Origin of the sequence: Neptuniibacter halophilus (genome assembly GCF_030295765.1) — a bacterium.
Taxonomy (GTDB): Bacteria; Pseudomonadota; Gammaproteobacteria; order Pseudomonadales; family Balneatricaceae; genus Neptuniibacter; species Neptuniibacter halophilus.
The window spans coordinates 2,635,721-2,661,134 of the sequence record NZ_AP027292.1; the positions used below are offsets into that span (position 1 = coordinate 2,635,721).

The window sequence follows — 25,414 nt, forward strand, 5'->3', positions numbered from 1 at the left end:
CCTGTGGCTGTCTCGAAGATGTCGCTGATTGATCATTTTTCTGTCATACGGATGTCACAACAGAGCTCTAGTTTTTGCACACTACAATTATTTATTGCGGCAAGCATGCCGGGTCATCGGAGATGGCCTTTACACATCTGGGTGAGGAAAACATGAGCTACAACAATTCACATGATCTGTGCAGTAATCTGAATCAGGAGCAGGATTCAGACTTTACCCGTATGACCGATAAAGCGGTGAGCCGCCGTGGTTTTCTGGCCGGCGCCGGGGCTTTAAGTATCGGGGCTTTTCTGGGGCTTTCACCACTGGCAAAATCGGTTCAGGCTGCGATGGGGACCGAGGTAAAAAGCCGTCTGATGGGTTTTAAACCGATTGCTGCCAGCACTGCGGATACGGTGATTGTTCCAGAGGGTTATCAGGTTACTAACCTGATCTCATGGGGCGATCCACTGTTTGCCAATGCACCTGAATTTGACCCGTCCGGCAAAGCTCCGGCGTCTTCTCAGGCTTTGCAGTTTGGTGATAATACCGATGGGATGAGTCTGTTCCCGCTGACCGAAGATCGTGCGGTTATGGCGATCAACAACGAGTACACCAACTATGATCTGCTGTTTGATCACAAAGGCGAGCAGATGACCGCTGATGATGTGAAGAAAGCGCAGAACGCTCATGGTGTATCCGTTTTTGAGATCCGCAAAACCGGCAACGGCTGGCAGGTAGACCGTAATGGTAAGCTGAACCGCCGGATTACTGCGAATACGCCGATGCAACTGACCGGGCCGGCTGCCGGTCATGATCTGCTGAAAACAGCCGCTGATCCGAGCGGTACTGAAGTGCTGGGCACCTTTAATAACTGTGCCAACGGTGAAACCCCCTGGGGAACTTACCTGACCTGTGAAGAGAACTTCCACGGTTACTTTGGCAGCACCGATGATGCGTATGAGGTACCGGCTTCCCAGAAACGCTACGGCATTAAAAACGAAGACAAGCGTTATCAGTGGAGCAAATTTGACTCACGCTTTGATTTGTCGAAAAACCCGAACGAACCGCACCGCCACGGCTGGGTGGTGGAGATTGATCCGCTGAACCCGAACGCCAAACCGCTCAAGCGCACGGCGCTTGGCCGCTTCAAACATGAAAATGCGGCGCTGATGATCGACAACAGCGGTCATGTGGTGGTGTATCTGGGCGATGATGAGCGCGGCGAGCACCTGTATAAGTTTGTCTCCAAAGGTAAATTTGATCCGGCCAATCCAACGGCTAACCGTGACCTGCTGGTGGAAGGGACGCTTTTCGTTGCACGTTTCGATGCGGCTGAAGGTGAACTGAAGGGGCAGGGTGAGTGGATCGAACTGACCTTTGGTAAGCACGGGCTGACACCTGAAAACGGCTTTAACAGTCAGGCAGAAGTGCTGATCCATACCCGTCAGGCAGCAACGCAGGTGGGCGGTACGACGATGGATCGTCCGGAGTGGGTTGCGGTGCACCCGAATAAACAGAGTGCGTTCTGTACCCTGACCAACAACAAAAACCGCGGCAAGAAAGACAATCAGCCGGTAGGGGGACCGAATCCACGTGAAGCGAACCCTTATGGCCAGATCGTGCGCTGGATGCCGCATCAGGCTGACCATACTGCCGCGAAATTTGACTGGGATCTGTACGTGATTGCCGGCAATCCGAGCGTGCATACTGAAGGTCTGATGGCAGGCAGCAGCAATGTCAGTGCCGAAAATATGTTCAACAGCCCCGATGGTCTGGGATTTGATCAGGCCGGACGTCTCTGGATCATGACCGACGGTAAATACTCCAACAAGGATAACTTTGCCGGTATGGGGAATAACCAGATGCTGTGTGGTGATCCGGAAACCGGTGAAATTCACCGCTTCCTGACAGGGCCAATTGCCTGTGAAGTAACCGGCCTGACCTTCAGCCCGGATTACAAAACCATGTTTGTGGGTATCCAGCATCCGGGTGAAAAAGGCAAACCTTCACACTTCCCGGCGGGCGGCGACAGCAAGCCGCGTTCCACGGTAGTGGCGATCACCCGAACCGATGGTGGCGTGATTGGCGCGTGACTGATTCCGCAACCGGGCTGCTTCTGCGGCCCGGCCTGCGGCTTTCAGGCAATAAAAAACCGGCCTAGGGCCGGTTTTTTTAATGGATGGGGGTCGCTTTAGATACGCAGGCCGCCATCGATCTCGAAGCAACGACCGCTTACATAGTCGTTTTCGAGGATAAACGTCACGGTTTTCGCGATCTCTTCAGGTTTACCCAGACGCTTGGCCGGGATGCCTGCAGCGATTTTGTCCAGTGCTTCAGGTTTCATGCTCATCACCATCTCGGTGCCGATGTAACCCGGAGCGATGGACGCTGCACGTATACCGTAGCGAGCCAGCTCTTTCGCCCAGGTAACAGCCATCGCTTCAACACCTGCTTTGGTCGCAGTGTAGTTGGTCTGGCCCATGTTGCCGGAGCGGGAGATAGAAGAGATATTGATGATACAACCCTGAGTGCCCAGATCGATCATCTGTGCAGCCGCTTCACGCGCACAGAGGAACGTACCTGTCAGGTTAACATCCATCACCAGATTCCACTGGTCCATGGACATTTTCTTGGCAACTTTGCCGGTTTCGCGGTCAACTTTCAGGAACAGGCCATCACGGGTGATGCCTGCATTGTTTACCAGACCGTGCAGAGCGCCGAAATCGGAGACTACATCGGAAAACAGTTTTTCTACATCTTCTTCTTTGGCGACGTTACAAAGGTAAGCGCGGGCAACAATGCCCTTTTCCATGCAAAGACCAACTGTTGTGTCCAGATCTTCCTGGCTGAGATCAGCCAGTGCCAGTTGAGCACCCTGTTCAGCAAGTTCCAGTGCCATAGCACGGCCAAGGCCACGGCCACCGCCGGTAATAACAATTACTTTATCTTTAAGTTCCATTGAGGATTACCTTACTTCGGTTTTCTCGTTTTTATTGTGCGTTGCGTCATTGTGCGTGAAATAAACTTATCCCGCTTTTGCAAAAATGTCTACTTCTCACTCAATGCAATCATTTACCAAAAAGTTCTATAGACCTTTGCAGGAGATAACGGATGTTCTGCTGCGCCTGCTAACTCGCTGTTTTTGAGTGTTAATTTTGCAGTGCGCAAAAATGGTGCGAAGCAGTATTAATTTTTTTCTACAGCTAAAAGAGGAGGGCAGCAGGACCATAGTCGGATGAAAAGTTAGCGCCTGAGGTTGAAAAGACCCTGCCGTGCCCATAGGAATAGAGGGATAAGCAGCCAGCTCAGGTATCCGGGTGGCTGTACGGAATGAATCAACCCGAGGCGCTGCATGAAATTCCTTTTTCTGCTTTTCATTATTGTTCCCATTATAGAAATTACGGTGCTGATCAATGTTGGTGAAGCGATCGGGGCCTGGAATACCGTAGGTCTGGTTCTGCTTTCAGCATTCATTGGTGTCAACATGCTGCGTTATCAGGGGCTCTCCACTCTGGCCCGGGCGCAGCAGAGAGCCAGTCAGGGTGAGATCCCCGGTCAGGAGATGGTCGAAGGCATTGTGCTGGCGGTAGGTGGAGCGTTGCTGGTTACGCCCGGTTTTGTTACGGATGTGATCGGTTTTAGCTGTCTGCTGCCTTATACCCGCAAAGCCTTTGCGAAAGGCCTGATGTCCCGTTTTACAGTGATTGCATCCCAGCAGCAGGGGCAGGGCGCTCAGTTTTACAGCCACGAAGAGTTTCACAATTCCGGATTTGAACGTCGTCCTCCCCATCAGCGCGACCCGCGCGTGCAGGGTGGAGATGTGATCGACGGCGAGTATGAGCGAAAGGACTGAAGATCCCGGGAGTCAGTCGTGCAGAGCACGACCAGAACTTATTTCGCAGATTTTCTGAATAAAGAAAAAAATTTTAGGTTGCGGTGTTGAATTCATTTTTAATGCCCCAACCTAGCAATTCAAAGGGCAAGATGGTCACTTGCGGGCCTGCCCTCAAACAAAAACATGTTGATTTTGGTCAGACAAAGATCAGGAGAAAATACAGATGAAAATTCGTCCACTTCACGACCGTGTAGTTGTTCGTCGTAACGAAGAAGAAGCTACTACTGCTAGTGGTATCGTGCTGCCTGGTTCTGCTCAGGAAAAGCCAAACCAGGGTAAAGTTATCGCAGTAGGCGAAGGTCGTATTCTGAACAACGGTGAGCGTCAGGCGCTGACTGTTCAGGTTGGGGATACTGTTCTGTTCGGTGGTTACGCGAACACAGTTAAAGTCGGCGGTGAAGAGCTGCTGATTCTGAGCGAAAACGAAATTTACGGTGTGCTGGAAGACTAATTCCGGTTTGACTTTTCGTTCATCGAACACGCTTTAAAGAATTTTAAGACAGGATTTTTGACAATGGCTAAAGACGTACTTTTTGGAAACGACGCGCGTAAGCGCATGCTGGACGGTGTAAACATTCTGGCTGATGCGGTTAAAACCACTCTGGGCCCTAAAGGCCGTAACGTTGTACTGGACAAGTCCTTCGGTGCACCAACCGTAACTAAAGACGGTGTATCTGTTGCCAAAGAGATCGAGCTGGAAGACAAGTTCGAGAACATGGGCGCACAGATGGTTAAAGAAGTTGCTTCCCAGGCTAACGACGTAGCGGGTGACGGTACGACAACTGCGACCGTACTGGCTCAGGCAATCGTTAACGAAGGTCTGAAATCCGTTGCTGCGGGCATGAACCCGATGGATCTGAAACGCGGTATCGACAAAGCGGCGGCTGCCGTGGTTGAGCAGATCAAGGCGATGGCTGTGCCATGTGCTGACAGCAAAGCGATTGCTCAGGTTGGTACTATCTCTGCGAACTCTGACACCCAGGTGGGTGAGATCATCGCTGAAGCGATGGACAAAGTGGGTAAAGAGGGCGTTATCACTGTTGAAGAAGGTTCAGCACTGGAAAACGAACTGGATGTTGTAGAAGGTATGCAGTTCGACCGTGGTTACCTGTCACCATACTTCATCAACAACCAGGACAACATGTCTGCTGAAATCGAGCAGCCGTTCATCCTGCTGGTTGACAAGAAAATCTCCAATATCCGTGAGCTGCTGCCAGTTCTGGAACACGTAGCTAAAGCTTCCCGTCCTCTGCTGATCATTGCTGAAGACGTAGAAGGCGAAGCGCTGGCTACTCTGGTTGTGAACAACATGCGCGGTATCGTTAAAGTTGCTGCGGTTAAAGCACCAGGTTTCGGTGATCGTCGTAAGGCGATGCTGGAAGATATCGCTATCCTGACCGGCGGTACTGTGATCTCCGAAGAGGTAGGTCTGACGCTGGAAGAAGCGACTCTGGAACAGCTGGGCCAGGCGAAGCGTGTATCTATCACTAAAGAAAACACCACGATCGTTGACGGTATCGGTGCGGCTGAAAACATCGAAGCACGTGTTAACCAGATCCGTGCGCAGATGGAAGAAACTTCTTCTGACTACGACCGTGAAAAACTGCAGGAGCGTGTTGCTAAGCTGGCAGGCGGTGTAGCGGTAATCAAAGTGGGTGCGGCTACCGAAGTTGAGATGAAAGAGAAGAAAGCCCGCGTTGAAGATGCACTGCACGCGACCCGTGCTGCGGTAGAAGAAGGCGTAGTACCGGGTGGTGGTGTTGCTCTGATTCGTGCGCTGGCTTCTGTAGGCGAACTGAAGGGTGAAAACCACGATCAGTCTGTCGGTGTTGAGCTGGCATTCCGTGCTATGGAAGCGCCTCTGCGTCAGATCGTAGGTAACGCAGGTGAAGAAGGTTCCGTGATCGTTTCTAAAGTACGTGAAGGTGAAGGTAACTTCGGCTTCAATGCTGCAAACGGTGAGTACGGCGACATGCTGGAAATGGGTATCCTGGATCCGGCTAAAGTTACCCGTTCTGCACTGCAGGCTGCGGCATCTGTAGCAGGTCTGATGATCACTACTGAAGCTATGGTTGCTGATAAACCATCTGAAGGTGGTGCTGGCATGCCTGATATGGGCGGCATGGGTGGCATGGGTGGCATGGGCGGTATGATGTAATCGCCTGCTAACCCCGCTTGATAAATGAGCCCCGCATTTTGCGGGGCTTTTTTTTTCTGCGTAGAATAGTCCGATCTAATTTCTGAAGAGTGAATGACCAGCGATGAACCGTGACGACGATATTGATGTGCCAAACCTGGGCCCGGCAGAACCTGCGGGAGAGGCGAGGCAGACGGTGGTTGCATCTGGCGGGCAAACCCGTGCCCGTGCCGAAGAAGAAGTATCGACAAGCGGTGGCGGGATCAGCCTGATTCAGTCGCTGGTGATCATTATTCTGATTACAGCGGTGTGCGCGCTGGGTTATTTCGGTTTTGATATGTATCAGGCCCAGCAACAGCGGGCGGTTACCTTCCAGCAGGCGCAGGATCAGATTGAACAGTTGAAAGAGCTGCTGAAACAGGCAGAGCAGGGCGCCGCAGCTTCGGGTGAAGCGCTGCAGGGCAATGTCTCTACACTGGAGAGCTCGCTTAAAGAGAAAGATAAACAGCTCGATTCTGAAATTGCCAAGCTTTGGGTTATTGCTCATCAGCGCAATAAACCGGCGCTGGAAAAGCAGGCGAGCCAACTGGCGAGTCTGGAGAAGTCTCTGGCGGCTCAGGAGAAACAGATCAAAGCGCTGAGTGCTGACCTGCAGAAGCAGGAGAAGCAGTTGAAAGCTGCGGCGGCACGGGAAAAAGAGATCGCTCAGCTTAAGAAATCGATCACTGCGGAAGTTGCCCAGCTCAGCAAGCAGGTCAGCCGGGTTGAGACTGATGTTCGCACCGCAGCAGAACTGACTCAGGAACAGCTTGATGAGTTGCTGCAGTCGCAACGTAGTCTGACCGACCGCGTGGTTAAGCTCGAAGGTCGCAGCACCGGTGATCTGGAGCGTCGGGTAAAACTGAATGAGCAGGCGGTTCGTGCCTTCGACAGTACCCGTCGTCAGTTAAATCAGGAACTGCTCAGTGTGAAGCAGAGGCTGAATAATATGCAGCTTCAGTTGGAACAGCGCTAGTCTGTATAAAAAATAGCCAGAATGGTGCCTTCCGGGTTTGCTATGTCAGCGCCGTGAAGGCACAATACACGATTCTTCAGAGACCGGGATTTTTTTACCCTTTATGGACATCCGTGCTTTCTTTGCACTAACGCTACCAGATTCAGTCGTTCGTTGGTTAGCGGATCATGCTGACACCCTGTGTGAGTATGACCGAAAGACGGAGGTTAACTGGGTTGATTCCGATCGGTATCACTTAACTCTATGTTTTTTAGGCGATATTCAGCTTGATCAGGTGGATGATCTGGAGCGGTGCGCGCGCGAACGACTGGCGAACTTCAGCTCTTTTCAGGTCCACATTAATAAAGCGGAATACTATCGGGTCAGTAAAAAACTGGCTCTGATCGCGGCGCTGCCTGATCTGCAGGAGGAGCTTCTTGCTCTGCATCAGATCATGCTGACCGTAGCCGGGGACGCCGGTGTTGAGTACGAAGAGGATGATTTTAAGCCCCATATCACCCTGGGGCGCCTTCCGGGTAAAAACAAGTTCAAAAAGCCAGAGAGCTGGCCGGGTATTGATATCTACAGCCTGGCCGACTCGGTGGTGCTCTTCCAGAGCAAACCCGGAGAAGACGGATCTATCTATACGCCGCTATTTGAGATCCCGCTTGAGGATCTGTCCTGATCTGAAATCAGCAGATAGCAAATTTAGACTCTTAAGTAGCCATCTCACTATTATGCTTAATCCAGAACTTTTGTCCCCAGCCGGGACACTGAAGAACATGAAGTACGCGTTTGCCTATGGTGCGGACGCTGTATATGCCGGTCAGCCACGTTACAGCCTGCGGGTGCGTAACAATGACTTCAATATGGACAATCTGGCGGAAGGGATCGACCTGGCTCATCAACTGGGCAAGAAGTTCTTCCTGGCCAGTAACATTCTGCCGCACAACAGCAAGCTGAAAACCTACATCGATGACCTGCGTCCGGTGATCGCGATGGGGCCGGATGCGCTGATTATGTCGGATCCCGGCCTGATCTATCTGGTTAAAGAGCATTTCCCGGATATGCCAATCCATCTGTCCGTACAGGCAAACACCATGAACTGGGCGTCAGTTAAATTCTGGCACCAGATGGGGGTTGAGCGTGTCATCCTGTCCCGCGAGCTGTCGCTGGATGAGGTGGCAGAGATCCGTCAGTTGTGCCCTGAGATGGAAATTGAAGTATTCGTTCATGGTGCACTCTGTATTGCCTACTCCGGTCGCTGTCTGCTGTCCGGTTATATCAACAAGCGTGACCCGAATCAGGGGACCTGCACTAACACCTGTCGCTGGAAGTATGATGCCCATGAAGCGGAGCAGAATGAATCCGGTGATGTGGTCGCTGTTGAGCAGTTTGATCCTGCTACTGAGCAGGCTGCAGAAGCGCCGCAGCCTGATCTGGGCGTAGGTAAACCGACCGACCGTATCTTCCTGCTGCAGGAAGAGACCCGTCCGGGCGAATATATGCCGGCGTTTGAAGATGAGCATGGCACCTACATCATGAACTCCAAAGACCTGCGTGCCATCCAGCATGTGCATCGTCTGGCGGAGATCGGTGTGGATTCCCTGAAGATCGAAGGCCGCACCAAGTCCCACTACTACGTGGCACGTACCGCTCAGGCGTACCGCAAGGCGATCGATGATGCGGTCGCTGGTAAGCCGTTTGATATGAGTCTGATGGATGAGCTGGAAAATCTGGCGAGCCGTGGTTATACCGAAGGTTTCTACCGTCGTCATGTCCACGATGAGTATCAGAACTACGAAACCGGTAACTCCGTTGGCGTTCACCAGCAGTTTGTCGGTGAAGTGCTGGGTTACGAAAATGGGATGCTCGAAGTTGATGTGCGTAACCGCTTCCTCAAGGGCGATACCCTGGAGCTGATGACGCCGCAGGGCAACCATAAATTTAAACTCGATGAGATGATCGATAAAAAGGGCAAGCCGGCCGACGTAGCGCCGGGTTCCGGTCATGTGATGAAGATTCCGATGAATCTGGATGCTGATCCCGAATACGCTCTGATTATGCGTGATCTGCCAAACGCTCCCGGGTACAGCAGTCAGCAGTAAAGGCCCTTTATGGTTGTAGGTAAGTACCAGTTCTGGCGCGCACTGCGACCTTTCTCTTTCAGTGTCGCCCTGGTGGTCTGTCTGACCGGGGTGCTGGCCGCCTTTCAGGATGGCTTTGCTGATTATGTTCTGGCGGCACTGGTACTCAGCGCTGGCCTGCTGTTGCAGGCTGGCGTTAATCTCATCAATGATTACTCCGATCTTGACCTTCCGGGTCTGGATGCCTGTCAACACAAACTGATCCGGCGAAATTTTTCGCTGGGGTTGGTCTGCTTTCTGCTGGCGGCCGGTATCGGGCTGTATCTGATCAGTGCCTCTGGTCTTGTGTTGCTCTGGCTCTCTCTGACAGGCCTGATTGGCGCGCTTGGCTACACTTTGGAGCCGATCAACTATAAGCGACGAGGGTTGGCTGTTGCGCTGGTATTCTGGTTGATGGGGGTACTGATGGTGCTGGGGTCATATTACGCACTCAGTGCTCAGCTCAGTTGGCGGGCATTTTATCTCTCGCTGCCGGTGAGCCTGTTTACCTCCCTGCTGTTGCTCAGCAATGAGCTGCGGGATTATGAGTCCGACCGGGATCATGGCATTGCAACCCTGAGCGTAAGGCTTGGGTTCGTTCGTGCGGCCTGGCTCTACCGTTCGGGGCTGGTCATGCTGGTTGTGCTGGTTCTCTGGTTAACAGCATCTGATATTCTGCCGACGGCCTACTGGACTCTGCTCAGTCTGCCGGTGGTGGTATTGCCTCTGCGTCATCTGCAAAAAGCAGCACCTGAGCGGGTCGCGCTGACACCCGAAACCGGTCGTGCTTTTCTCTGTTTCGGGCTCTGTTACTGTTCGGCACTGATCCTCGGCTAGGGTTTTTATACAAGACTCCGGTCGCAGAAACCGGGCTGAATAATACCAATGCCCGACACCGACATCGGTGGCTTTTGGTGTATACTCTTGCTCCTGTTGAAGCTCTCCGGCAGAGAGAGTGGATAAAAGGTGTGCCTTGCCCCTCGTCCGTGGGCCACTGACAGGCCGCCTCAGACCTTTGACAAGAAGCTTTACTGGGAGTTACCGAATGAGCGTTATCCGTCAAGACGACTTAATCAGCAGCGTTGCTGATGCGTTGCAGTTCATCTCTTATTACCACCCGCTGGATTTTGTCCAGGGCGTTCACGAAGCCTATCTGAAGGAAGAAAACCCTGCGGCTAAAGATGCGATGGCGCAGATCCTGATTAACTCCCGTATGTGTGCTGAAGGCCACCGCCCGATCTGTCAGGATACCGGTATTGTGACCGTGTTCCTGAAAGTGGGTATGAACGTACAGTGGGACGCAACCATGAGCGTGACCGATATGGTTAACGAAGGCGTGCGTCGTGCTTACCTGCATCCGGATAACGTTCTGCGTGCTTCTATTCTGGCGGATCCTGCGGGCAAGCGTCAGAACACTAAAGACAACACACCGGCAGTGATTCATTACGAAATCGTTGAAGGTGACGAAGTGGAAGTTCACGTTGCTGCAAAAGGCGGCGGTTCTGAAAACAAATCCAAGATGGTCATGCTGAACCCGTCTGACAGCATCGTCGACTGGGTTGTAAAAACCGTACCGACCATGGGTGCTGGCTGGTGTCCGCCGGGCATGCTGGGTATTGGTATCGGTGGTACGGCTGAAAAAGCAGCGGTTATGGCGAAAGAGTCCCTGATGGACCCGATCGACATTCACGAGCTGCGTGAGCGCGGGCCACAGAACCGGGTTGAGGAGCTGCGTCTGGAGATTATGGATGCGGTTAACAATCTGGGTATCGGTGCGCAGGGCCTGGGCGGTCTGACCACCGTACTCGACGTTAAGATTATGGATTGCCCGACCCACGCGGCTTCTCTGCCGGTATGCATGATCCCTAACTGTGCTGCGACCCGTCACACGCACTTTAAACTGAACGGTTCCGGCCCGGCAGTACTGACGCCGCCAAGTCTGGATGACTGGCCAGAAGTGACTTTCGAAGTGGGTGCTAATACCCGTCGGGTTAATCTGGATGAGATCACTCCGGAAGCGGTTAAAGAGTGGAAAGTCGGTGAAACCGTTCTCCTGAACGGCAAAATGCTGACCGGCCGTGATGCAGCTCACAAGAAAATGGTTGAGATGCTGAACAACGGTGAAGAGCTGCCGGTAGACCTGAAAGGTCGTTTCATCTACTACGTAGGTCCGGTTGATCCGGTACGGGACGAAGTGGTGGGGCCTGCAGGCCCAACAACCTCTACCCGTATGGATAAGTTCACCCGCCAGATTCTGGAAACCACCGGTCTTTTGGGCATGATCGGTAAATCCGAGCGTGGCCCGATTGCGATTGATGCGATCAAGGACAATCAGGCGGTTTATCTGATGGCTGTAGGTGGTGCGGCGTATCTGGTATCCAAAGCGATTACCAATGCCGACGTGCTGGCCTTCCCTGAGCTGGGAATGGAAGCGATCTATGAGTTTGAAGTGAAGGATATGCCGGTTACTGTTGCGGTAGATACCTCCGGTGAGTCGGTTCACACCACCGGCCCTGCGAAGTGGAAAGATATTATTGCTCACCAGGCATAACCACTTCCCGATAGAACAAGGCGTGACTCCGGTCGCGCCTTTTTTTTGTACACTCATCTGCAAAAAATCTCATTGGCCTAAAGTTGCATAACCTAGTTCTTTAGGTCTGTTTCCCGCGAAACCTGCGCAAGATCAACGCCTTGTCATGCCCGGGGTATAGACTCAGAGAAAATACTGTTCATCTGAGAGGGGAAGAACAATGAGAACTAAAATCATAAGTGCTGTTGTGTTGGGTCTGGGTATCTCTTCTGCGGCGGTTGCCGATACGGAAGCGATGATGCAGGCGGCGGGTGCTGAGCTGTTTAATAAATGTACTGCCTGCCACACCACGGATACCAGTAAAAATGCTTTCGGCCCAAGTCTGGTAGGGGTGGTTGGTCGTGAAGCGGCTTCGCTGCCACGTTTCGCTTATTCTGATGCGCTGAAAAATTCCGGCATCACCTGGACTGAAGAAAATCTGCGTAAGTGGATTGCGGGTAATGACCAGTTTGTACCGGGCACCCGGATGCGTCACGTAGAGATTACCGATAAGGCAGAGCAGGATTACCTGCTGGCTTACCTGAAATCTCTGAAGTAATGACGCTGTTGATCAGACAAAAAACCGCTGCCTGAGTCAGCGGTTTTTTTATCCTTTAACGGCGTTATGAGGCTTCAAGCAGTTTTTTCTGCTCCGCCAGATAGCGGGGCATCGGGCCGGCATCCTCGTAGATCTCTTCCCCGTCTTCGATGCGGATCACCTTATTCCCCTGAACATAGGGCATTTTCGCTTCCAGCTCGTTGATCGCTTCATGAATCAGCGTCGCAATCACATCCTCTTTCGGTAGTTTGTACATCCGTGCCAGGGCTTCCAGTTTGATGGAATCATCCTTGTAGATCGACAGGGTCTCCTCCTGTCGGGTTCTCACTTTACGCGCCCGGCCTTCCCATTCGTTCAAGAGTTTGGAAAGACTTTCATTACCCATGGTATTTAGTTCCCCTTCTGCAGCTTACCTATTTAGTGTAGGTGGTGGCTGAGGTAATGCCAGCACGGCAGAAAAAAACGCGCCGATGGCTCAGTAAGGCTGTTTTCGGGTTAAAATATCGCGCTGATAACGGTGAAGGATAGGGATGCTGATGGCACATATTAAAATTTTGCTTGGAACGGTGTACGGCAATGCGCAGGAGGTTGCTGAATCTGCACAGACGTTGCTGCAAGCGCTGGGGCATCAGGTTCAGGTGCTGCGTCAGCCTGCTTATGCCGAAGTGGTCACGGAGGATGCAGACGTGTTGCTGGTGTGCACATCAACCACCGGGCAGGGCGAGTTACCGGATAGTCTGCTGCCTCTCTATGTGGAGCTGCGGGATCGATTCCCGCTGTTACCTGACGTACGTTTTGGTCTGATCGGGCTGGGAGACTCTTCCTATGATGAGTTTGCCGGCGGTGGCCGACTGATGCTGGAACTGCTTCAGGAGTTGCAGCTAAAACAGGTTGGTGAGCCGTTGTGGATCGATGCCTGTGAAACCATGAACCCCTGGGAAGAGGCTGAGCCCTGGTTGCAGGGCTGGTCTGAACAGCTTCGCAGCGCTTAGCAGGCTAAGGGCGGAAGCTGTTCTTTCAGCAGGAGCGCCCGGAAACTCCGGGCATCAAGTGGCTTGCTGAACAGATACCCCTGTAACTGATCACAACCCTGTTCTGTCAGGAACGCCTGCTGCTCAGGGTTTTCAACCCCTTCTGCACAGGTGGTCAGGCCCAGCGTATGGCTGAGTAGAATGACGGCTCTGGCGATCGCCTCATCATCTGAATCCAGCGGGATATCCCGCACCAGCGAGCGGTCCATCTTGACCTTGGTCAGCGGCAGCTTTTTCAGGTAGCTGAGTGCGGAGTAGCCGGTTCCGAAATCATCCAGTGCGAGTTCCACACCCAACTGACGTAAGCGGCTGAAAGTCAGGGTGGCTGCCTGTTCATGCTCCATCAGAAAGGTTTCGAGGATTTCCAGCTCCAGTTGTTGCGGCGGTATCTGGTAGGTTTTCAACAGGCCAGCAACCCGGTCGGGAAGTTCCGGGCCGGTGATTTGTGCACTGGCCAGATTCACCGACACTTTTAAGTCGCTATACCCCTGAGCTCTCCATTCAGCCAGTTGCTTAAGGGCTTCCTCTAAAACCCAGTCGCCGAGCCTCTGCATCAGGCCAATCTCTTCAGCAATCGGCAGGAACTGGTCGGGCATGATCAGCCCCTGTTCCGGGTGCTGCCAGCGGACCAGCGCTTCGGCACCGGTAATCCGTCCGGTTCTGCTTTCGATCTGCGGCTGGTAGTGGAGTCTGAGCTGACCTTCATCCAGTGCTCTGCGCAGCGCCGGTTCCAGTTCGACCCAGGCTTCCAGGCGGGCACACTGTTCCGGCTGGAAAAAGGCGTAGTGATTGCGTCCGCTGGCTTTCACCTGATTCAGCGCGATATCGGCATGTTTGCTCAGGGTTTCCAGATCTTCTCCATGTTCCGGTGCGGTGGCAATACCGATACTGGCGCTGGAGAAAAACTCCTTTTCACCCAGACGGAAAGGCTGCTCAAGTGCGCTGCCTATTTCGCGGGCTATGCGGGCGGCTTCGGGGTTATTGCTGAGCAAGATGGCAAATTCATCACCGCCGAGACGGGCCAGCGTATCCTGAGGCCGCAGAATCCGGTTGAGGCGTTCACTGACCTGCAGCAGCAGGTCATCGCCATAACGATGACCGAGACTGTCGTTAATGTGATTAAACCGATCCAGATCCAGATGCAGGATCTGAATCTGCTCATCAGGCTGGCGTTGCTCCAGAGCGTGTTCCAGGCGGATGGCAAATAGCAGCCGGTTAGGCAGGCCGGTCAGGGGGTCATGGTGAGCCAGATGGGAGAGCCGGGCTTCTGAGGCTTTAATGTTGCTCAGGTCAGCGATCACATTGACGAAGTGGGTGAGCTCGGTGCTGACCGGATCAAAGACCGCGTTGATGTTGACCCAGTGCGGTACCACCTCGCCATTTTTTCGCCGGTTCCAGATCTCACCCTGCCAGTGGCCATGTTGCTCCAGCGCCTGCCAGATTGACTGGAAGAACGCTTCATCGTGCCGATCAGAACGCAGCAGCGCAGGGGTCTGGCCAATCAGCTCTTCCCGGCTATAGCCGCTAATCCGGCTGTAGGCCCGGTTGATATCAATAATCTGGTTATGGCGGTCTGCAATCAGAATACCCTCACTGGTACTGGAGAAGGCGATCCCCGCCAGTCGCAGTTGCTCTATGGTCGCTTTTTCGGGGGTGATATCCAGCAGAACGCCATTCCATATCGGGTTCTGTTGTAAGGGTTGTTCCGGCATAGATGAGCCGCGAATCCAGCGAAGTTCGCCATTTCGATGAAACAGACGAAATTCATAGTGCCAGGCTACGCTGTGCTGGCTGGCGTGGATAATACTGGCCCAGAAACCGGCCTGATCCTCCGGGTGTATCTGTTTCAGAAACAGGCCAAAGTCGCGGGTAGCATCTTTTGCGTGAATACCGGAAATCTGTTCGATACCGGGACTAATGTAGGTAAAGTGCTGGCTCAGATCGGGTTGAAGGCGGTACTGGTAGACAGCGCCGGGCATACCCTGAGTGATACTTTGCAGCAGGTGCTCGGCAGGCAGTGTGTCTGGCAGCCGGGGTTCTGGGTTACTCAGCATGGATCTTATTTTTTATTTTATTTTATTGTTGTTTTGATTAGTGCTCAGGGCACCGAGTATAGCGTTGTGGGCCAGCCACTGACCATTCGAACTTAGTTGAAGAATCACCCCTCTTTGGTAGGGCTATTAACTGTTTACAACCTGACGGAAGGTCAGGTTAATCCGGGGCATATTACAGCGCCGGGTTTTCGGTATGCTGTGTTGCCACTGCTGCTGGATACCCCGGCCCATCCACAGCAGTGAGCCACCGGTCAGCGTCAACTCCAGACGGCGCTGATCACCCTGATGGCGCAGCAGAAAACGTCTGCTGGCACCCAGAGAGAGGCTGGCGATCACAGGGTCTTTGCCAAGCTCGGGTTCATTGTCCCGGTGCCAGCCCATACTGTCCTGACCATCCCGGTAGAGATTGAGGAGCACTGCGTTGAATTCAGTGCCCGTGGCCTGAAGTAAACGCTGGCGGTAATGTTCGACTACCGGGTGCCAGCCGCTGGCCTCAAGGGTAAGCCCGGAGTAGCGGTAATGGATACCGGGGGCGCCCATGAAGGCCTGCAGTCTCGGGATTAGCTGTTCCCGGCCGAACAGGCGGATTTTGTCCTGATGCCAGTTGATCTCCTGACTGAGCCGCGCTAGCTGTGCTTCCTGATCGGAGGCTGGCAGAAAGTCCGGTTCAAGCCAGCAGTCGATATCTGCAGCCGGATAGATACGCGGATTCATACCAGCTTCAACGCCGCTTCGCTCAGAGGCGTGCAGATATCTATACGGTTGCTGCGGTGAGGTACGCTGTTACAGGTGACGACTTCAGCCACATCGCTGAGCTGCTGGTAAGCGGAATCGGAGAACAGGCCATGAACACCAATGCAGCAGGGTTTCGGTAACCCGGCCCGCTGCAGGTGAGCGACCGTTTCGAGCATGGTTTTGCCGCTGGAGATGATGTCATCCACCAGTACCGGGGTGTGCTCACGCCAGCGCTCCACCTCCGGCAGAGAGACCTCTACATCGTAATCACCGTGGCGTATTTTGCTGAGTACCTGAAACGGGGCCGAGGCGAGTTCTGCAACCTGTGATACCCACTGTTCACTCTCGCTGTCCGGTCCGATCAGCAGGGGCTGGTGGATATTTTCCCGGATCCAGCGGGCGATCATGGCGGCGGCATGCACCACTTCGCCACGCAGACTGTAGATCTGATCCAGCGAGTGGTAGCGATGCAGGTGGGGATCGAGTGTCACCATCCAGTCCAGCCGTTGCGAAAGGAGCCGGGCAAAGGGGCGTGACGAAACGCACTCACCCGGCTGAAAGCGCTTGTCCTGCCGCATATAAGCGAGGTACGGCGTGATCAGACCAACCCGGCTGGCACCGAGTTCGAGCAATGTATCTGCCAGAAAATAGAGATCGAGAAACTTTTGGTTGGGCTGGTAGAGGTTGCAGAAAATGATAGTTGAACGGTCTTTACAATCGCTCAGCACCCGCAGGTAACTTTCACCATCAGGGAAGCGGCGCAGACTCAGTTCGCCTGCTTCTGCTGCGATCTGTTCAGTCAGCTCTGCCGCGAGAGGGTTGTCGTTTTCCAGATTAAACAGCAGCGGTTTCATGCGGATTTCTGCTCCTTAGTCAGCACGATAATGTCCTGATGATCTTCGAGAAATTCCACGGCGTAGCTCAGCTCGCCGGAGCTTTCGGCGTGAATGGTCAGTAATATCTGATTCGGCTCGACCAGACTGCCCAACTGGCAGTGCATATCGACACCCGCCGCCAGATCCGCCGGAGCCCCCGCCAGTTTGGCAACTTTGGCCAGTTTGCGGTTATCAATGCTGCTGACCCGACCGCTGCCGTGGGCGATCAGTTCGTAGCGATAGGGCGCGATAGGGGGCTTTTTCAGGCCTCCCTGAGCCGCACAGATCGCCTGAAATTTTCCCCAGGCAGCCCCCGAATCAAGCAGCTCAAGCGCCTGATTACAGCCTTCGCCGGAGGGCAGGTCATTGACCATTTCCAGCATGGCTCCGGCTACTTCGGCGGCGCGCTTACGCAGATCCATGGGTTGTTGCGGATCATTCTGCAATACCTGAAGAATGTCCCGGGCTTCCAGCGCGGGGCCGATCCCCCGGCCGACCGGCTGGCTACCATCGGTAAACAGGGTCGTAATCTGCAGGTTAAGGGTTTCGGCAACCGCCTTGAAATTAGCGGCCAGCTTTTCGGCGGCTTCCTGACTGCGCACTTTGGCGGTCGGGCCAACCGGAATATCGATAACCACATGGGTCGCGCCGGCGGCGATCTTTTTCGACAGTACTGAGGCGATCAACTGACCTTCACTGTCAATATCCAGCGCCCGTTCGACCTGAATCAGCAGATCGTCGGACGGGGAGAGGCGAACCGAGCCGCCCCAGGCCAGACATCCCCCTTCCTGTTCAACCACGGCCCGCATCTGTTCCAGACTGAGGCTGACTTCTGTGAGGCTCTCCATTGTATCGGCAGTACCCGCCGGTGAGGTGATCGCCCGTGATGAGGTCTTCGGCATGGTCAGCCCGGCTGCGGTCAGGATAGAGACGATGATCGGCGTGGTCCGGTTTCCGGGTAAGCCGCCGACACAGTGCTTATCTACTACCACGGGCAAGCCCCATTCAATCCGGCTGCCGGAATCGACCATCGCCCGGGTCAGGTCGGTGATCTCCCGGGTATTCAGCTTGTCATCACCACAGGCGGTAATAAACGCAGCCAGATGGACATCGGCATAACGTCCGGCGACGATGTCGTCGATGATTTCGCGTAGCTGTGCGGCGCTGAGTTCATTGCCATAGACTTTGGCCCGGATGTAGGCGTGGGAGTGAACCGGTTTCGGGTGGGAAAGCCAGATGGAATCGCCCTCTTCCAGTTGCAGACGGTTCCAGGCCGATTCGGAAAAACCGACATGGCCGGTCTGCAGAAGGTCGCCTGTCACCATATTCAGGGTGGCAATAAGGTGATCTTTTTCGGTCCTGATCAGCACCCGGGAGAGCGCGGAAAACCCCTCCGAGCGGCAGACTGGACTATCCTGACGTAGGTAAACGGTAGGCTCCTGATGGGTATCCAGACCAAGACGGCAGGCGCTCAGCGGGGTCATGCGTTCAGGTACATAATTCATCTGTATCTCTCCCTAATCTCATCAGTATAAGAGCCTTTGAGATTTGGGAAAACCGGAGTGAGCAACTCAGTACAGAGTTTTGCGGAGGGCCTATGAGTCAGAAAGAATCACTACTGCAGGAAAACTGCGAAGCATGCCGCGCGGGTGTTCCTGCGCTGAGCCCGGAGGAAGCCAGTCAGCTCTTACAGCAACTGCCCGACTGGGAGATTAAACAGCAGGGGGCGGTGATGCAGTTATATCGGGCCTATACCTTTAAGGACTTTGCCGGGGCGCTGGCGTTTACCAACCGGGTGGGAGCGATGGCGGAAGCGTTGCAGCATCACCCGGATATTCTGACAGCCTGGGGGCGGGTCGAGCTGATCTGGTATACCCATAAGATCGGCGGACTGCATCGCAATGATTTCCGCTGTGCGGCACGCAGCGATCAGCTTTATGTTGCTGATTCCAAATAGCGGATCGCTGCTGCTAGAATAGGCCCTCGATATTTTTTGCTGCGGAGTGTTAGCTAGATGGAACGTAGATTCAGGTTGGTTCTGGCCTGCCCGGACCGGGTAGGGATTGTGGCGATGGTGAGTAATTTTATCTCCAGCCACGGCGGCTCAATTTCAGATGCTAACCAGCACACCGACGGTACCACCGGCTGGTTCTTTATGCGGGTGGAGATCAGCGCCAAAACCCTGCCATTCTCATTAGAGGAACTGAAAGAGGCGTTTTCGCCGATCGCCCAGTCGTTCAATATGGATTGGGATATGACCGATTCTGCGCAGCCGAAAAAGGTGATTCTGATGGCCAGCCGTCAGTCTCACTGTCTGGCGGATCTGCTGTACCGCTACCATGAAGGTGAGCTGGACTGCGAGATCCCCTGTGTGATCTCCAACCACGATGACCTGCGCAGTATGGTGGAGTGGCATAATATTCCTTACCACCACGTACCGGTAGATAAGGAAAATAAAGAGCCACACTTTGCTGAAGTCAGCCGGCTGATTCGTGAGCACAAAGCGGATACCGTGGTACTGGCGCGTTATATGCAAATTCTGCCGACCGATATCTGTGCGGAATACGCCCACCGGATTATCAATATTCATCACAGTTTCCTGCCATCCTTCGCCGGAGCCAAACCCTATCATCAGGCACATGAGCGCGGCGTAAAGCTGATCGGTGCGACCTGCCACTATGTGACGGAAGAGCTGGATGCCGGCCCGATTATCGATCAGGATGTGATCCGTATCAGCCACCGCGATATGCCGGATGAGATGGTACGTCTGGGCCGGGATGTGGAAAAAACCGTACTCTCCCGTGGTCTGCGCTGGCATCTGGAAGACCGGATTCTGGTACAGGGAAACAAAACAGTCGTATTTAACTGATCCGCGTCAGGCTCCTTATATTGCGGTCAGCGTGGAAGGGTGCAACTATAGGCTATCACCGGGTGAATGACCGTTCTGGTCGGAACAGATTCCCGGCAGAGCAGATGCCAGCAGACGCGCTGCATGGTATGGAGGAGCGGTAATGTTACGATCTGTTAAAGCTCAGGACTACATGTGTAAGGACCTGATTACCTTTACCCCGGAAACTGATCTGTTTGAAGCGATCAACAAATTGGTAAACCATCAGATTACCGGAGCCCCGGTTGTGGACAGCAGTGGTAATCTGGTCGGCCTGATGTCTGAGGTGGACTGCCTGAAGGCGATTCTGACGCTGACCTATCACGAAGAGGAGATGGGCGGAATAGTCGGCACCTATATGTCTGAAGAGGTTCATACGATCAACTATGATGCGGACATCATCAAGGTGGCCGAGGAGTTTATCCACAACCGCCGGCGTCGTCTTCCGGTAGTAAAAGATGGTAGACTGATCGGCCAGATAAGCCGTCGCGATGTGCTGCGTGCGGTAGCCCGTTTTGCGGAAGACGGTTGATCGTTCCGGATACTGAGAAGCCGCAGTTCTGACTGCGGCTTTTTTATTTCTGGGGTATGATTAGTCAGTCCCTGCTTTTTACTGCTGAATCGAGTTGATGAGTTATACCTTTCCCGAAACACCTGTTTTGCTTTATCCCTCCATGGCCAGAGAACTGGGGGTAGAAGCGGCTGTACTGCTCAGTCTCTATCATCAGCAGGCTGAACGGCTGCCGGGCTTCCCGGCCGAAGAGCCCGAACTGATCTTTTCCCACGCTCAGTGGCTGACGCTGGGGCAGTTCTGGGAGGAAGAGCAACTGGCGCAACTGACAAATGTTCTGGTTGAAGCCGGAATTATTGAAGCCGCCTTTATGCACGATGGCCGGGTCCAGATCCGTTTTGTTGCTGATGGTGCAGTCACTGAAGCAGAACCGGAAACAGAGCTGGAGATGGTGAGCCGGTTACCGGTTGTTGAAGCGGTTCCGTCAGCGCCACCACCACCGCCTCCCGTGGCTGAGCCTGCGACCTATACTCAGGAGGCTTATCCCGAACTGCAGGATACGCCCTATTACCCGGATACAGCACCGGTTCAGCCGGCGCAGTCTGCACCCCGTCCGGGCCCTGCGCCTACCTTTGGTGGCAGCATCGGCTGGGCGCGCAGAACCCGTCAGGGGGATGAGCTGCAGGCCTTGTTCCGTCAGCATGAGCAGCGCAACAAACAGATGCATCCGATGGAGCTGGGCTGGCAACCATCAGAGAACTTTTATGCATTGCTACCGCGGCATAATATCTCGCCACAGTTTGCGCAGACCTGCCTCGATGAGTTTGTGCTTTACTGGTTAGATAAGGACCGTAAAGAAACCAACTGGGATCAGAAATTCCTTGGTTGGGTTAAGAGAGAGTGGGTGAAGAAGCAGACCCAGGAGGGGCGTCAGCAACGCCTCAGTCAAGAACAGCAAGCAGGTTTCAGTCATGAAAACCCCCGCAGAGATACTCGCGAAAAACGCCAACGGGTTACCGCAGCCATCATGGACATCAAGGACACCGACTGGTGAAGACGCTGCGCACTCGGAAGCCTCGCCCAACGAGCTGAGTGTGCAGACCAAAACGCTGGTGAACATGATTTTTGCCCGGTTTATGGCGATCTACGGGCATAAGTTCAAAAGCTGCTTTGAAACTCAGGATGAGATTCGTATTGCCAAGCGTGAGTGGGCGCTGAGTCTGGGTGACTACAGTGAACCGGAGCTGGTGGCGGCGATCGATTACTGTAAAGAACACAGTGCCTGGATGCCGACCATCTCTGAATTTCTCAAGGTGCTGCGTAACCTGACCGGTGATTACGGTTTGCCCCCGGCGAAAGCCGCGTATGAGGAAGCAGCCCTGCATGCTGAGCACGCCTCAACCCATCACTGGACTCATCCGGCTATCTATCACGCGGCTAAAGCGACCGGCTGGTTTCGGATACGCTCTGAGGATCAGGTCGATGTGTTTCCTGATTTTCGCTACAACTATGAGGTGATCTGCCGTCGGGTGCGGGCGGGTGAATCACTCGATCTGCCGGTGCCGGTAGCCCTGCCGGATAAAAGCGACAGCGGTCTGTTCGAATTTATCCAGCGCTGGGGCGAAGAGCATCAGCTCAGGCCGGAAGTGGCCAGCAAGTGGCTCTACTATCTGACCAAGCCGAAGGGTACTCAGATTCGGCAGCGGTTCCGTCAGCAGGCGCAGGTTGAAGCCAGCGCCATGGGCATTCAGCTCCCTGACGACTACCAGTAAGTTTTATTCCTGTTTATACAGCGCTGCGGCGATGTCGTGGCGCTTAAGCAGTTTGTAGAAGTCGGTGCGGTTACGGCCGGCAATCTTCGCCGCCTGACTCACATTGCCCTCGGTTATCTGCAACACCTTACGCAGATAGCGCGCTTCGAACTCCGCACGGGCATCGTTAAAGTTGGGTATCACCTGCTCCTGATTGGCCAGTGCACGGCTGACTGCGCTGTCGGAGATCACCGGGGTGGTGCTCAGGGCGATGACCCGTTCAATCACATTTTCCAGTTGTCGTACATTGCCCGGCCAGGCCGACTGGGCCAGCAGTTGCAGGGCAGCACTGGAGATGCTTTTAACTTTCGGATTGTGACGTTTAGCCGCCTGTTCCACAAAGTAACGCGCCAGTGGGGGGATATCTTCCGGCCGTTCCGACAAGGGGGGCAGGTGCAGATTCACTACATTCAGACGGTAAAACAGGTCTTCACGGAACTGATTTTCCTGCATAGCCTGCTCCAGATTGCGATGGGTTGCCGAGATCAGGCGGACATCTACCGGAATGGTTTCGGTACTGCCCACCGGCCTGATCTGGCGCTCCTGCAACACCCGTAACAGTTTTACCTGCAGCGGTTGTGGCATATCACCAATCTCATCGAGAAACAGGCTGCCACCGTCAGCCGCCTGAAACAATCCTTCATGTTTATTCACTGCGCCGGTGAACGCCCCTTTAGCATGACCAAACAGTTCGGATTCGAGCAGTTGTTCCGGCAGGGCACCGCAGTTAATGGCGATAAAGGGTTGGTCCCGGCGTGGGCTGGCGCGGTGGATCGCATTGGCCATCAGTTCCTTACCACTGCCGCTGGGGCCGGTAATCAGCACGCTGACATCGGAGGCCGCAATCTGTTCCGCTTCCAGCAGGAGACTCTCCATCACCGGGCTGCGGCTGATAATCCGGCTGCGCCAGTCTTCCGGAGTACGGCTGGTGCTCGCCAGCGCGGCTTCGATGGTTTTCAGTAACTGATCGCGGTCGATCGGTTTGGTGAGAAAGCCAAATACCCCCTGTTGGGTGGCGGTAACTGCCTCCGGTATCGAACCGTGGGCGGTGATGATGACCACCGGTAACTGAGGGTAAAGGCGCTGCACCTGAGCAAACAGGCCCATGCCGTCCATGCCCTCCATACGCAGGTCGGTAATCAGCAGATCGACCTGTTCATCAAGCATGGTCAGTGCCTGTTCAGCACTTTCAGCGCAACTGACCCGGTACCCGCTGGCTTCAAGTCGCAGTGACAGCAGTTTCAGCAGCGAGGGGTCATCGTCAACCAGTAACAGATGCGGGGTCATTCCTGCGCCTCCCGCTGTCTGCTGAGGTCGGATTCGATCTGGGTCAGGGCATCAATCTTCAGTTTCAGTGCCTGATTGGCGGCTTCCAGATTGTCCTGTTCGGCACGCATCCACATCAGGCTGGAAGTGAGCTGGTTGCGCATATCCAGATAGCGATCGCCGGGGCAGGTCGGCGCCTGACTGAGGTCGAGCCGGGCAAAATGCCGTCGGGCCTGCTGTAGCTGGTCGGTCGAAGAGAGCGGCGTTGCGAGTATCAGTGCAAGCAGCTCGTTGTCCTTGTCGCGAATGGCGCGCTGCATAATCCCGCTGCGCGCTTCCGGCTGGCTGAGGAAACGCTTTTCAGTCTCCTGCAGGCTGGCCAGCCGCTGTGGACTGATCTTGCAGCTCTGTTCCTGCGTTTGCAGTGCCTGAGGCTGCAACTGACAGCCCTGCAGGAATAGAATCAGCAGCCAGTACTTAGGCATCAGAGCCAGTTGCCGGAGTCGGCAGACAGACGCGGAAACAGACATAGTTATCCTCATTGGTTATCAGTGTGACATGGGCGCCGAGTGAATCGGCGGCGTCACGTACAATACTCAGGCCAATCCCTGACCCTTTGACCGGGCCTGAACGCCGGTTCTGACCCTGATAGAAGGGCTCGAACAGGTGGGGAAGATCCTCTTCAGGTATCACCGGACCTGCGTTGCCCACTTCGACAAGTAACTCTCCCTCTTCGACAGCGAGGCTGATACTCAACAGGCCCTGCTGGGTGCCATACAGGGCAGCGTTGGAGATCAGGTTGCCGAGAATTCTCAGCAGCATCGCCCGGTCGGTGTACCAGTCGATATTCTGCTCCGGCAGGTGAACTGTGATCTGCTTCTGTTCCAGCAGTAGTTTATAGGGTTCAACCGCTTCTTCAATCAACGGCAGCAACGCGGCCTGCTGCAGACTGAGTGGTTCATTCTGACTGAGGCGGCTGTAATCCAGCAGTTGCTCAATCAGGGACTGTAACTGCCTTGAGTTACTCTGCAGGAGGTTGGCGATCTCCATCTGGTTGGGGTTCAGGCTGCCGGTAATCTGGTCGGCCAGCAGGTCAGACCCTTCGCGCAGGGTGGTCAGAGGGGTTTTCAGTTCATGGGACATATGCCGCAGGAACCGTTGTTTCTCATGCTCAACTTCCGCCAGCCGGCGGCTCAGCCAGTCCAGTTGCTGATCCAGTTCAACCAGTTCATCCGGTCCGCCTACCTGTTCAACCTGATATTCCTGACCGGTGCCCATTGCCTGTATCCGCGCGGCAATCCGACGTACCGGGCGGATAATATTCAGGCTTAAGAACAGAATCAGCAGCGCTTCTATGCCTAGCAGAATAAAGGTCTGGGTGCTGAGCCGGGCCTGGGTTTGTTGTGCGGTCTGGTTTAATGCCTGCAATCGCTGATCCAGTACCCTGTCGATCTGCCGGTTTATCTCGCCGGTCAGTGGAAGCAGCGAAGGGGCTTCGCTGGCATGATCGCTTTCAATACGATCCAGAAGCTGGTTGATCTGCTGCAATGTATCCGGCTGTTGCAGCGTTAAGCTGTGGATATTCAGTTGTTGCCGGTATTCCGTCAGGAACTGGTCAAGCCGTTGTCTGATTTCCGGTTTGGCAAGAATCTGATATTGCCGGGCGGAACGGGTTATGTCTTCGGCCAGTCGTTCCAGTTGTTGCCCGCGTCGGGTGACTTCCAGCGCCTGCTGTGCCAGCACACGCCCTTCGGTGGATTGTTCTACCAGTGCGTCTGTCGCCAGATAGATGAGGATGCCAAATGGAGTGACGACCACCAGAAAGGAGAGCAGAACCAGTTGTTTGAGTGAACTTAAGCGCCAGGCGGGGCGACTGTGCTTGGTCATGGAGTGTTTTACCAGAACCGGAAGGGTTGTTAACGGTGAATTTAGCTTATGATACCGCACTCCGTGGGACTCTGCTTGTCTGTGTAGATAAAAAG

At 54.2% G+C, this 25,414-nt stretch carries 25 protein-coding genes; 16 read left to right on the forward strand and 9 right to left on the reverse strand.

Features of this window, described 5'->3' with window-relative positions; all coding sequences use genetic code 11:
- Window positions 1-122 precede the first annotated feature (122 nt).
- Entirely contained in the window at window positions 123-2,075 is a 1,953-nt protein-coding gene (locus QUD59_RS12285; RefSeq protein WP_286237337.1) for a PhoX family protein, read from the forward strand.
- 98 nt (window positions 2,076-2,173) lie between these two features.
- On the opposite strand, the gene QUD59_RS12290 is transcribed toward QUD59_RS12285, so the two are convergent.
- Complete coding sequence (locus QUD59_RS12290) at window positions 2,174-2,941, reverse strand: SDR family oxidoreductase (RefSeq protein WP_286237338.1); 768 nt, start codon at window positions 2,939-2,941, stop codon at window positions 2,174-2,176.
- Window positions 2,942-3,334: 393 nt separating this feature from the next.
- On the opposite strand from QUD59_RS12290, the gene QUD59_RS12295 reads away from it, so the two are divergent.
- The 9 genes from QUD59_RS12295 to QUD59_RS12335 all read left to right on the forward strand — a co-directional run bounded on the left by QUD59_RS12295 (window position 3,335) and on the right by QUD59_RS12335 (window position 12,262).
- Window positions 3,335-3,835, forward strand: a complete 501-nt coding sequence (locus QUD59_RS12295) for an FxsA family protein (RefSeq protein WP_286237339.1) — start codon at window positions 3,335-3,337, stop codon at window positions 3,833-3,835.
- A gap of 205 nt (window positions 3,836-4,040) precedes the next feature.
- Complete coding sequence (locus tag QUD59_RS12300) at window positions 4,041-4,328, forward strand: co-chaperone GroES (protein ID WP_286237340.1); 288 nt, start codon at window positions 4,041-4,043, stop codon at window positions 4,326-4,328.
- Between the two features lie 63 nt (window positions 4,329-4,391).
- Window positions 4,392-6,035 carry a chaperonin GroEL gene (gene groL / locus QUD59_RS12305; RefSeq protein ID WP_286237341.1) on the forward strand — a complete coding sequence of 548 codons (1,644 nt, stop codon included), beginning with the start codon at window positions 4,392-4,394 and terminating at the stop codon, window positions 6,033-6,035.
- A 103-nt stretch (window positions 6,036-6,138) separates the two neighbouring features.
- A complete protein-coding gene (locus QUD59_RS12310; RefSeq protein WP_286237342.1) occupies window positions 6,139-7,029 on the forward strand; it encodes a coiled-coil domain-containing protein in 891 nt (296 codons plus the stop codon).
- 103 nt (window positions 7,030-7,132) lie between these two features.
- Complete coding sequence (thpR, locus tag QUD59_RS12315) at window positions 7,133-7,693, forward strand: RNA 2',3'-cyclic phosphodiesterase (RefSeq protein WP_286237343.1); 561 nt, start codon at window positions 7,133-7,135, stop codon at window positions 7,691-7,693.
- 52 nt (window positions 7,694-7,745) lie between these two features.
- A complete protein-coding gene (gene trhP, locus QUD59_RS12320; RefSeq protein ID WP_286237344.1) occupies window positions 7,746-9,116 on the forward strand; it encodes a prephenate-dependent tRNA uridine(34) hydroxylase TrhP in 1,371 nt (456 codons plus the stop codon).
- 9 nt (window positions 9,117-9,125) lie between these two features.
- Window positions 9,126-9,971, forward strand: a complete 846-nt coding sequence (locus tag QUD59_RS12325; RefSeq protein ID WP_286237346.1) for a prenyltransferase — start codon at window positions 9,126-9,128, stop codon at window positions 9,969-9,971.
- A 208-nt stretch (window positions 9,972-10,179) separates the two neighbouring features.
- On the forward strand, window positions 10,180-11,685 hold the full coding sequence (locus tag QUD59_RS12330; RefSeq protein WP_286237348.1) for a fumarate hydratase: 1,506 nt from the start codon (window positions 10,180-10,182) through the stop codon (window positions 11,683-11,685).
- Window positions 11,686-11,884: 199 nt separating this feature from the next.
- On the forward strand, window positions 11,885-12,262 hold the full coding sequence (locus tag QUD59_RS12335) for a c-type cytochrome (protein ID WP_286237349.1): 378 nt from the start codon (window positions 11,885-11,887) through the stop codon (window positions 12,260-12,262).
- A 64-nt stretch (window positions 12,263-12,326) separates the two neighbouring features.
- Here the strand turns inward: QUD59_RS12335 and QUD59_RS12340 are convergent, their stop codons facing one another.
- The gene (locus QUD59_RS12340) at window positions 12,327-12,647 is read right to left on the reverse strand and encodes a hypothetical protein (RefSeq protein WP_286237350.1); all 321 of its coding nucleotides are present in this window, start codon (window positions 12,645-12,647) and stop codon (window positions 12,327-12,329) included.
- Window positions 12,648-12,798: 151 nt separating this feature from the next.
- Here QUD59_RS12340 and QUD59_RS12345 point away from each other — a divergent pair, with 151 nt between their 5' ends.
- Window positions 12,799-13,254: a flavodoxin gene (locus QUD59_RS12345; RefSeq protein ID WP_286237352.1), complete on the forward strand. Its 456-nt coding sequence runs from the start codon at window positions 12,799-12,801 to the stop codon at window positions 13,252-13,254.
- Here the strand turns inward: QUD59_RS12345 and QUD59_RS12350 are convergent.
- The 4 genes from QUD59_RS12350 to QUD59_RS12365 all read right to left on the reverse strand — a co-directional run bounded on the left by QUD59_RS12350 (window position 13,251) and on the right by QUD59_RS12365 (window position 18,462).
- Window positions 13,251-15,347, reverse strand: a complete 2,097-nt coding sequence (locus QUD59_RS12350) for a putative bifunctional diguanylate cyclase/phosphodiesterase (RefSeq protein WP_286237353.1) — start codon at window positions 15,345-15,347, stop codon at window positions 13,251-13,253. The genes QUD59_RS12345 and QUD59_RS12350 overlap by 4 nt on opposite strands.
- Before the next feature lie 126 nt (window positions 15,348-15,473).
- Window positions 15,474-16,061: an alpha-ketoglutarate-dependent dioxygenase AlkB family protein gene (locus QUD59_RS12355; protein ID WP_286237354.1), complete on the reverse strand. Its 588-nt coding sequence runs from the start codon at window positions 16,059-16,061 to the stop codon at window positions 15,474-15,476.
- The gene (locus QUD59_RS12360; protein ID WP_286237355.1) at window positions 16,058-16,936 is read right to left on the reverse strand and encodes a ribose-phosphate pyrophosphokinase; all 879 of its coding nucleotides are present in this window, start codon (window positions 16,934-16,936) and stop codon (window positions 16,058-16,060) included. The genes QUD59_RS12355 and QUD59_RS12360 overlap by 4 nt, the downstream gene beginning before the upstream one ends.
- A complete protein-coding gene (locus QUD59_RS12365) occupies window positions 16,933-18,462 on the reverse strand; it encodes a thymidine phosphorylase family protein (protein WP_286237356.1) in 1,530 nt (509 codons plus the stop codon). Before QUD59_RS12365 ends, QUD59_RS12360 begins: the two co-directional genes overlap by 4 nt.
- A 92-nt stretch (window positions 18,463-18,554) precedes the next feature.
- Between QUD59_RS12365 and QUD59_RS12370 the strand changes: the two genes are divergently transcribed.
- The 5 genes from QUD59_RS12370 (at window position 18,555) to QUD59_RS12390 (ending at window position 22,127) form a co-directional block, all read left to right on the forward strand.
- Complete coding sequence (locus QUD59_RS12370) at window positions 18,555-18,914, forward strand: 4a-hydroxytetrahydrobiopterin dehydratase (RefSeq protein WP_286237357.1); 360 nt, start codon at window positions 18,555-18,557, stop codon at window positions 18,912-18,914.
- Between the two features lie 57 nt (window positions 18,915-18,971).
- Complete coding sequence (gene purU / locus QUD59_RS12375) at window positions 18,972-19,826, forward strand: formyltetrahydrofolate deformylase (protein ID WP_286237358.1); 855 nt, start codon at window positions 18,972-18,974, stop codon at window positions 19,824-19,826.
- Between the two features lie 142 nt (window positions 19,827-19,968).
- Entirely contained in the window at window positions 19,969-20,376 is a 408-nt protein-coding gene (locus QUD59_RS12380; RefSeq protein WP_286237359.1) for a CBS domain-containing protein, read from the forward strand.
- Between the two features lie 97 nt (window positions 20,377-20,473).
- Complete coding sequence (locus tag QUD59_RS12385) at window positions 20,474-21,409, forward strand: DnaT-like ssDNA-binding domain-containing protein (protein ID WP_286237360.1); 936 nt, start codon at window positions 20,474-20,476, stop codon at window positions 21,407-21,409.
- Window positions 21,327-22,127, forward strand: a complete 801-nt coding sequence (locus QUD59_RS12390) for a replication protein P (RefSeq protein WP_286237361.1) — start codon at window positions 21,327-21,329, stop codon at window positions 22,125-22,127. Before QUD59_RS12385 ends, QUD59_RS12390 begins: the two co-directional genes overlap by 83 nt.
- A 3-nt stretch (window positions 22,128-22,130) precedes the next feature.
- Here QUD59_RS12390 and QUD59_RS12395 read toward each other — a convergent pair whose 3' ends face one another.
- The 3 genes from QUD59_RS12395 to QUD59_RS12405 are packed head-to-tail and all read right to left on the reverse strand — an operon-like array spanning window position 22,131 to window position 25,319.
- Entirely contained in the window at window positions 22,131-23,453 is a 1,323-nt protein-coding gene (locus QUD59_RS12395) for a sigma 54-interacting transcriptional regulator (RefSeq protein WP_286237363.1), read from the reverse strand.
- Window positions 23,450-23,962 (reverse strand): hypothetical protein, encoded by a 513-nt coding sequence (locus tag QUD59_RS12400; protein WP_286237365.1) that lies wholly within the window; start codon window positions 23,960-23,962, stop codon window positions 23,450-23,452. Before QUD59_RS12400 ends, QUD59_RS12395 begins: the two co-directional genes overlap by 4 nt.
- On the reverse strand, window positions 23,910-25,319 hold the full coding sequence (locus QUD59_RS12405; protein ID WP_286237367.1) for a sensor histidine kinase: 1,410 nt from the start codon (window positions 25,317-25,319) through the stop codon (window positions 23,910-23,912). The genes QUD59_RS12400 and QUD59_RS12405 overlap by 53 nt, the downstream gene beginning before the upstream one ends.
- Between the last annotated feature and the right edge of the window lie 95 nt (window positions 25,320-25,414).